This is a genomic window from Planktotalea frisia (assembly GCF_001890925.1).
In the GTDB taxonomy this organism is placed as follows: domain Bacteria; phylum Pseudomonadota; class Alphaproteobacteria; order Rhodobacterales; family Rhodobacteraceae; genus Planktotalea; species Planktotalea frisia.
The window spans coordinates 1-8030 of the sequence record NZ_MLCB01000029.1 but is presented as its reverse complement, the minus strand read 5'-3'; the positions used below and the strand labels follow the sequence as shown (position 1 = coordinate 8030).

Genomic DNA, 8030 nt, shown 5'->3' with positions numbered 1-8030 from the left:
TCAGACAATTTCCGCGTCATAACCCATGAAAAAATTCGGGTTTTGGGGTAGCAGCGGTATAGACCTATAAGCAAGCAAAAACGCGCTGAGCGCGAGAGCAGAGAGTTAGTTTGAGTATTCTGGGCATCACCTGCATGCGCAATGATGGCGCGTACGCGCCTGAGTGGATTGCGCATCATCTGGCGGCGGGGTTCGACCGTATTTTGGTGCTGTCGCACGAGAATTCGGACGGTACGGATGCTGTGCTGGACCGGCTCGCAGAGGACGCGCGCGTGACACATGTGTCGTTTGTTCCCAAAGGGAAGAAGTCGGTTCAATGGCAGGCGTTGAAACTGGCGGATGACCATCCTTGGACGGCGCAAGCTGAATGGGCGATGTTCTTTGATTGCGACGAGTTTTTGTGTTTACCGAATGGTGGCTCTGTCGCGGATTTGACGGGGCTTAAGGGCGGTGAATTTGATGCGTTGGCTTTGCCCTGGCGGCTTTATGGCTTGAGCGGGCAGGGTGTGCGCGGACAGGGTCTGACGCCTGAACGGTTTAGCAAAGCGGCCCCGCATGATTTGCATTTTCCGCTGGGGCATTTGTTCAAGACCTTGCATCGTCCAAGCGCGTTTCGCGCGTTAGGGGTGCACCGCCCGCGTGCGAAAAAGTCTAAACCTGCGCGTTGGATCGGGCCTGACGGGGAACCGCTTTCGGATCGGTTTGCACAGAGTGACGGGGCGATTTCGCTTTATGGAGCATCGCAAGGTGCGAAAAGGGCGTGGTTGAACCATTATTCCTTGCGCTCGTTGGATGAGTTTATGGCCAAGCGTGCGCGCGGTTTGCCCAATCATATGGAGCGTGAGATCGACCTGACCTATTGGGCGGAACGCAATTGGAATACTGAGGACGCACCTGAGATTTTGGGAATGCTTGATGACACGCGTGATGCGTTGAAGAGCTTGCCGGATGTGTCGAAAGAGGTGGCTGTCTGCTGGGCAGAGCAGGAAAGAGTGATCGCAGCGACGCAGAGAGATTTAGACAGTTTGCGCTTGCGCTTCCGTTTGAACTTGCTGAAAGGAAGCACGCCGCCCACAGAGCAGGAAGGGCGTGCGTTTTTACGCGCTCAGATCGAAATTTTGCAAAGAGACATGTCATGATTGAACGTTTGTTTGCGAGCCAGAGCGTTGGTGCAATTACATTGCTCGACGCAGTGGAGCAGGTGGTTGAGGGTGCGCGACATGTGACGCTGTTCTTTGAGACGGGCGTTGATCTGTCGCTGATCAAAGCGCCCAAGAAGGCGAAGATCATTGAGGAGCGTTCTGTCGGCGGGGCCCCTTATGTGACGTATGCGCTGCCTAAAAAGGCTGATTTGACGTTTGAATTTGCGGGTAAAGCAGTTGAGATTACGCCTGCTGAGGCAGAGCAAGACCTGCTTGAGGGCGCTAACGCCTTGGTTGCTGTGCGTAATGGCGAAAGCGCGGAAACGGTTCTGACATGGCTCAGCTATCATATCGAGCAGCACGGGTTGAACGGCGCGGTGATCTTTGATCGTGCAGAGCCAGGAAGTGATCGCGCGTTTAGCAAGGCGCTGAAGGCTGGTTTGAAACAGCTTGATTGCACGGTGATTTTGCTGAGTAGCGATGTGCCCTTTGGCAAACCTGATTTTCCAGCGGAAGCGCATCCGTTTTGCGTGCCCGAAGCACCGGGCAAGGATCGCATGGTTGTGCCGCCGCCGTCCCCTTGGGATGCGCCGCTGGGGGCGTTGTGTCTTTATGAAATGACGCGTTTGCGGTTTCTGGCGGGTGTGCGGGCTGTCGCGAATATTGACGTGCATGATCTGTTGGTGCCGAGTGAGACCTCGATCTTTGACACGGCTGTCAGTGCAGAGGGTGGCCTGATCGCGCTGATGGGGCAGCATTGCTATCCTTGGCGCGTGCGCAACAACCAACCGACGCTTTTCGCTGATCATATTAGTGTGCAATTTGATGCAGGCGGCGGGCGGCAACGCTGGTGTATCGCGCCTGCGAAAGCGCCTGCGGACGCGGTCTGGCGTTTGGTGCGCATGGGGAATGCCGTGCCGGATGCGACGCGCACGATGGGGTTTTTCCGCTATATGGCTCTGCGTCACCCGAGTGGGGCGATTTCCAAGATTGTGCCGAAAACCTCGCTGATCGAGCAGGACGCTCTGCTGGAACAATCGATCGCGTATTGGGGGCATAAGCCAGTGCGCATGCCCGAGATTGAGCAGGATTCTGTTGCGAAGGGCAGGGGGCGTTGTGCGATTGTGACGACGATGAAAAATGAGGGTCCGTTCATTCTGGAGTGGCTCGCCTATCATCGCGCCATCGGGTTTGACGACATCATTGTTTATACCAATGATTGCACAGACGGCACGGATACGATGCTGCAAATGCTGGAACGCAAAGGCATTTGTCAGTGGCGTGAGAACCGGTTCAAAGAAATGGATCTGAAACCGCAGCACGCGGCGTTGCAGTCGGCTGAGGAAGAGGATGTTATTAAGAACGCCAAGTGGGCGACCTGCATTGACGTGGACGAGTTCGTGAACATCAAAGTGGGTGACGGGACGCTCGATGCTTTGTTCAAGGCTGTGCCGGACGCCAATATGATCGCGATGACTTGGCGTTTGTTTGGAAACGGCGATGTGCATGAATACGTCGATGGGCCGATCACCGAGCAGTTTTTGCGTTGCGCGCCAGAGTTTGCGCGAAAGCCACATCAGGCTTGGGGCTTTAAGACGCTGTTTCAGAACATCGGGCTGTTTAAAAAGCTAGGCGTGCATCGCCCGAAGGGTCTGAACCCGCAGTTGTGGGAAGATATCAACTGGGTCAATGGTTCCGGCAATCCGCTGCCGCGCGAGATGTTTCGCAATGGATGGCGCTCGACGATTGAAACATATGGCTACGATCTGGTGCAGCTGAACCACTACGCAGTGCGCTCTGCCGAGAGTTTTCTGGTGAAGCGTGACAGAGGTCGCGTGAACCACGTGGATCGTGATCAGGGTCTGGCGTATTGGTTCCGCATGAACAATAATTTTGAGGAAGAGACGTCGATCCTCAAGCGTCTTCCAATGATGAAGGAAGAGCTGGCGAAACTGCTGAGCGATCCAGAGATTGCAGCGGCGCATGAGCATTCGGTCACATGCCACCGCGCCAAGATTGACGAATTAAAGGCGACGGAGAACTACTCGAAATTTTACGCCGAGTTGACGGGCGCGCGACAAGAAAAGCTGGCGCGCTTGCATGGGCATTTTGGCTCGAACGTGTTTTTATCCGGCCCAGCGGTTGTGCCGGATGAGGTTATCGAGAAGGACCCTGACGAGGAGTGGTTCTTTACCGTAGAGCTGACGGGTGAAACGGCGCATTAGGGGCGCTTTGCTTGACAAAAGTGCGCGCTCTGGGCCATGAGCGATGCAACTCTAGGAGAACATCATGTCCGAATTTCTATTCCCAACGCGCCCGACAACGTCGATCCCTGTAAAAGGTGAGAGCGCCGCGTTTCCGATCAACCGTATTTTCTGTGTGGGTCGCAACTACGCAGCGCATGCTGTCGAAATGGGTGGCGTGCCGGAATATGGATCACCGTTTTACTTCACCAAAGCGCCGACTCATGCGATTCCAAGTGGGTCTGAGACGCCTTATCCGCTGGGCACAGAGAATTATCATCACGAGATGGAGTTCTCCATTCTCATCGGCAAGGACACGTTTCGTGTGAGCGAAGACGAAGCCATGGACGCGGTTTATGGTTACTGTGCCTCTTTGGATATGACGCGTCGCGATCTTCAGGCGCACTCGAAAGACAAGCGTCAGCCGTGGGATACGGCGAAGGATTTCGAGGATGGTGCGGTCTTTGCCGAGGCGATCAAAGCAGCGGATTTCGGCGCGATTGGGGACCAGCGTATTACGCTGGCGGTGAATGGTGAGATGCGTCAGGACGCGACGCTCGCGGATTTGATCCACTCAGTGCCAAAGGTGATTGCGGATCTGTCAAAGTATTATCAGCTTAGCGCGGGTGACGTGATCATGACAGGCACGCCTGCGGGTGTCGGCGCGGTGGTTGCGGGCGATCATTTGCACGGTGAAATCACAGGTCTTGCGCCCGTTGAGTTGCGTGTAGGCAAGCCGCTTTAAGCCCAGATCGGCAAGTTTTGCCAAAGCGTTCCCAGCTCACCTTCCAAGCGTTCGGCAATGTCGAGCGCGAAGTAATCGTCATGCCTGGGTGCAACGAGTTGCACGCCAAGCGGTAAGCCGTTTTCAACATGCGTCGGGATTGCGACAGATGGTAAGCCGAGCAGGTTCACCACAAAGAGCGGTGATTGCGCGCGCAGAAGATCTGGGATTTTGCTTGGGTCTTTGAAATCAAGATCGTTCTCGTAAGGAGCGATCAGCGATGTGGGTATCAAGAGCGCGTCGATGTCTTCGAACATCAGTGACCACATGCGTTGCAGTTGCATACGCCGCGTCATCCCTGCGAGAAGTTCCGGAAGGTCCAAAAGACGGTAGTGCGCAGCGTAGCCGTCAATCGTGCTGTTCAGTTCGGCAGAGCCTTGTTCTTTCATCATATTGCGCGATGTGTGGTGCGTTTCTGTGAACAACAGATCGCCCCAAAGCGAGGCACATTCATCGGCGTTCGGTGGCGTACATTCGACGGTTTTGATGCCCGCGGAATGCGCAGCTTTTGTAGCGTGGGTCATGGCATTGAGCACGGCGTCGTCTACATGGGACGCGAAGGGGTTGGTGGCGATGCCAAGGGTGATTTCTTTGCCGCGAGGACGACCGCTGTTGAGCGCATTCACTTGGAAGGGATCGCGTGGGTCGCGCTTTGACATGACCTGAAGGCCAGCGCGCACATCAGCGACAGTGCGCGCGATGGGGCCTTGGACAGACATGCTAAAGGTGATGGGTGGGCGATCCGCTGGCGCATTGGGATTCATCGCCGCGATCCGCCCGTTAGAGGGACGAATGGTCGTGACGCCGCAGCAATATGCAGGATAGCGCAGAGAGCCACCAAGGTCATTGCCATGCGCAATCGCGCCGATGCCAGACGCAACAGATGCGGCGGCGGCACCGCTGGAGCCACCGGGGGTGATATCTGTGTTCCAAGGGTTGAGCGAGACGCCATGCAATGGGTTGGATGTGCACCAACGCATGGAAAACTCTGGCGTGTTGGTGCGCGCAATAATTACGGCACCTGACGATTTGAGATTGGTCACAACAGGGGCATCACCGTCACCTGTCATGTCCTTGAAGGCAGGTATGCCATTGGTGTTTGGATAGCCTGCCATGTCGATGTTGACCTTTACGGTGACGGGAACACCGTAGAGCGGGCTTGGGTCGTCAGGAATGCCCTGCGCGTCCATTGATTTGGCGAGACCAAGTGCTTCGTCGATCACATGTGTCACAGCGTTGAGCGCGGGGTTTGCGTCGGTCATGCGTGTCAGATGCGCCCGGGTCACTTCTGTCACCGACACATCGCGCGCGCGAATGTGAGCTGAGGTTTCGACGGCGGACCAGCGGATAATCTCGGACATTTATGGCTCCTTCTCGGGGCAATGAAGACGCATTCGCCTTATAGTTTGACCACCCTGTGTGCCTATGCAAGGAATATCGAAACGATGCTTTTGGGAGGAACGCATGACACCGCAAGAAAGGGCTGAAAAAGCCAGCACCGCGATGTGGGCGAACGACCGCGCGTCCCCTTGGATCGGCTTGGAATTGGGCGAGGTCACAGAGGGTGGCGCGCGCATGAGCTTGCGCGTGCAAGCGCATCACTGCAACGGGCATGACATTTGCCATGGTGGGGTGATTTTCACGCTCGCCGATAGTGCGTTTGCCTTTGCGTGTAACTCGCGCAACCAGAACACAGTCGCGCAGAACAATATGATTACGTTTATCGTCCCTGGTCAGTTGGGAGATGTTCTGAGTGCAGAGGCGCGCGAAGTGTCGCTCGCTGGGCGCAGTGGAATTTATGATGTGCGCGTGCACAATCAGGATGGTGTTTTGATCGCTGAGATGCGCGGTCTGTCGCGCGCGATCAAAGGCCAGCTATTTGAGGAAGACACCAATGAGTAATTTGACGCCTGATCCCTCGATCTTGGACCCGATCGAGATTGCCAGTCGTGACGAAATTTCCGCGCTGCAATTAGAGCGTATGCGTTGGTCTCTGAAGCATGCCTATGACAACGTACCCATGTACAAAGAACGCTTTGACGCGGCGGGTGTTACGCCCGTCGATCTGCACACGTTGGCGGATTTGGCGAAGTTTCCGTTCACCCACAAGGATGATCTGCGCGCGAATTATCCGTTCGGGATGTTCGCGGTTCCGCGTGAGGACATCATGCGCATTCACGCGTCATCGGGGACAACGGGCAAAGCGACAGTTGTTGGCTATACGGCGAATGATATTTCAAATTGGGCTGATCTGGTTGCACGCAGCTTGCGGGCGGCGGGTTTGCGCAAGGGGGATCTGATCCACAACGCGTATGGCTATGGTTTGTTCACTGGCGGTCTTGGCGCGCACTACGGGATCGAGCGTTTGGGCGCGACTGTGATCCCGATGGGTGGCGGCCAAACGGATAAGCAGGTCGGCTTGATCAATGATTTCAAGCCACGCGGGATCATGGTGACGCCTTCGTATATGCTTAACATTCTGGAGGCGTTTCACAAGGCGGGTCTTGATCCGCGCGCGTCCTCATTAGAAGTCGCTGTGTTTGGCGCTGAGCCGTGGACCGAAGCGATGCGCAAAGAGATTGAGGATGCGTTTGATCTGAACGCTGTTGATATTTACGGGCTCTCTGAGGTGATGGGACCGGGGGTTGCGAACGAGTGTGTCGAGACAAAAGACGGCCCTGTCATTTGGGAGGATCATTTCTATCCCGAGATTATTGATCCGGTGACGGGTGACGTGCTGCCTGATGGTGAAGAGGGCGAGTTGGTGTTTACCACTCTGACCAAGGAAGGCATGCCGATCATCCGTTACCGCACCCGCGATCTGACGCGGCTTTTGCCCGGAACTGCGCGCTCAATGCGGCGCATTGCGAAGATCACGGGGCGTTCGGATGATATGATTATCCTACGCGGTGTGAACGTGTTCCCGACGCAGGTGGAAGAGCAGGTTATGGCGACGGGCGGTCTTGGGCCGTACTTCCAGATAGAACTCTATAAATCAGGCCGCATGGACGCGATGCGTGTGTTGGTGGAGATGCTGCCGGATCACAATGACGAGGCCAGCAAAGACGCCGCCGCGCGTATGCTGAGCAAGCGGATCAAGGATATGGTGGGCGTGTCTACGGAGGTTGTTGTAGGTGATCCCGGATCTGTTGCGCGTTCTCAGGGCAAGGCGGTGCGAGTTGTGGATAATCGGGGGTAAAAAGTGACTACTTAGCGTCACTGCTCAAGTGGTTCGCGACGTCCATGTTCTGAGCTAATATCGAGAGGATGCTAATCCCGCCATCCTTACGTTTGCGCCAAAATAGGAAGTGCTTTTCGTACTGTGTGAAATAGCCTTGAACACCGAATTCAGCTGGGATGACGCGCCAAGGTCTTTCTCGACGTGCAAGTTGATCGAAAAGATCAAAAAGACCCAAGATATATTTGCGCGCTTGTGGGTCGCCCCAAGTTTTGCGTGTGCAGCGATAGATTTCGTTGATCCGCAGGCTTGCGGCGTCTGAAACGAAGAATGAGCTCATCTAAAGAGTGGCGTTTCGCGCGAAGACATTGTCTGCGGAAAGCGGTGTGCAGTCTTCGTCTTTTTGAGCGAAGTCTGCCTGGAGTTGGGTCTTCATCTTTTCAAAGGCCATTTGTTCCGTGAGTTGTTGGTCACGTCCGATCAAGGCACGCACATATTCGCTCACATTCTCATAGACACCGCTGTCTAGCTCGCGCGAAACGTGGTCTCGCAAAGCGCCGCGAATGCGCACGTTTAGATTAAGTGTGTCGGACATCTTTTACGCCTCTCTGAGAAGTGCGAGTATACCGCTGCTACCCCAAAACCCGAATTTTTTCATGGGTTATGACGCGGAAATTGTCTGA

8 protein-coding genes are annotated in these 8030 nt (G+C 55.3%); 5 read left to right on the top strand and 3 right to left on the bottom strand.

Annotated elements, in window-relative coordinates; all coding sequences use genetic code 11:
• The first annotated feature begins 110 nt into the window (after nucleotides 1-110).
• The 3 genes from PFRI_RS01925 (at nucleotide 111) to PFRI_RS01915 (ending at nucleotide 4130) form a co-directional block, all read left to right on the top strand.
• Nucleotides 111-1139 (top strand): glycosyltransferase family 2 protein, encoded by a 1029-nt coding sequence (locus PFRI_RS01925; protein ID WP_139292069.1) that lies wholly within the window; start codon nucleotides 111-113, stop codon nucleotides 1137-1139.
• On the top strand, nucleotides 1136-3367 hold the full coding sequence (locus PFRI_RS20900; protein ID WP_084649560.1) for a glycosyltransferase family 2 protein: 2232 nt from the start codon (nucleotides 1136-1138) through the stop codon (nucleotides 3365-3367). The genes PFRI_RS01925 and PFRI_RS20900 overlap by 4 nt, the downstream gene beginning before the upstream one ends.
• Before the next feature lie 64 nt (nucleotides 3368-3431).
• A complete protein-coding gene (locus PFRI_RS01915) occupies nucleotides 3432-4130 on the top strand; it encodes a fumarylacetoacetate hydrolase family protein (protein WP_072629078.1) in 699 nt (232 codons plus the stop codon).
• On the opposite strand, the gene PFRI_RS01910 is transcribed toward PFRI_RS01915, so the two are convergent.
• Nucleotides 4127-5530: an amidase gene (locus PFRI_RS01910; RefSeq protein ID WP_072629077.1), complete on the bottom strand. Its 1404-nt coding sequence runs from the start codon at nucleotides 5528-5530 to the stop codon at nucleotides 4127-4129. The two genes, PFRI_RS01915 and PFRI_RS01910, sit on opposite strands and share 4 nt — an antisense overlap.
• A gap of 103 nt (nucleotides 5531-5633) precedes the next feature.
• On the opposite strand from PFRI_RS01910, the gene paaI reads away from it, so the two are divergent.
• Both paaI and paaK read left to right on the top strand, forming a co-directional pair.
• On the top strand, nucleotides 5634-6071 hold the full coding sequence (paaI, locus tag PFRI_RS01905; RefSeq protein ID WP_072629076.1) for a hydroxyphenylacetyl-CoA thioesterase PaaI: 438 nt from the start codon (nucleotides 5634-5636) through the stop codon (nucleotides 6069-6071).
• On the top strand, nucleotides 6064-7368 hold the full coding sequence (paaK, locus tag PFRI_RS01900) for a phenylacetate--CoA ligase PaaK (protein WP_072629075.1): 1305 nt from the start codon (nucleotides 6064-6066) through the stop codon (nucleotides 7366-7368). The genes paaI and paaK overlap by 8 nt, the downstream gene beginning before the upstream one ends.
• Before the next feature lie 7 nt (nucleotides 7369-7375).
• On the opposite strand, the gene PFRI_RS01895 is transcribed toward paaK, so the two are convergent.
• Together PFRI_RS01895 and PFRI_RS01890 are read right to left on the bottom strand one after the other, a co-directional pair.
• The gene (locus PFRI_RS01895; protein WP_072629074.1) at nucleotides 7376-7687 is read right to left on the bottom strand and encodes a type II toxin-antitoxin system RelE/ParE family toxin; all 312 of its coding nucleotides are present in this window, start codon (nucleotides 7685-7687) and stop codon (nucleotides 7376-7378) included.
• Nucleotides 7688-7942, bottom strand: a complete 255-nt coding sequence (locus PFRI_RS01890; protein WP_072629073.1) for a ribbon-helix-helix domain-containing protein — start codon at nucleotides 7940-7942, stop codon at nucleotides 7688-7690. It lies immediately after the preceding gene.
• Between the last annotated feature and the right edge of the window lie 88 nt (nucleotides 7943-8030).

Excerpts from the sequence above, each read along its gene's own strand:
- PFRI_RS01915 (WP_072629078.1), top strand. The coding sequence starts at position 3,432 with ATGTCCGAATTTCTATTCCCAACGCGCCCGACAACGTCGATCCCTGTA.
- PFRI_RS01890 (WP_072629073.1), bottom strand. The coding sequence starts at position 7,942 with ATGTCCGACACACTTAATCTAAACGTGCGCATTCGCGGCGCTTTGCGA.
- PFRI_RS01895 (WP_072629074.1), bottom strand. The coding sequence starts at position 7,687 with ATGAGCTCATTCTTCGTTTCAGACGCCGCAAGCCTGCGGATCAACGAA.
- PFRI_RS01910 (WP_072629077.1), bottom strand. The coding sequence starts at position 5,530 with ATGTCCGAGATTATCCGCTGGTCCGCCGTCGAAACCTCAGCTCACATT.
- paaK (WP_072629075.1), top strand. The coding sequence starts at position 6,064 with ATGAGTAATTTGACGCCTGATCCCTCGATCTTGGACCCGATCGAGATT.
- paaI (WP_072629076.1), top strand. The coding sequence starts at position 5,634 with ATGACACCGCAAGAAAGGGCTGAAAAAGCCAGCACCGCGATGTGGGCG.
- PFRI_RS20900 (WP_084649560.1), top strand. The coding sequence starts at position 1,136 with ATGATTGAACGTTTGTTTGCGAGCCAGAGCGTTGGTGCAATTACATTG.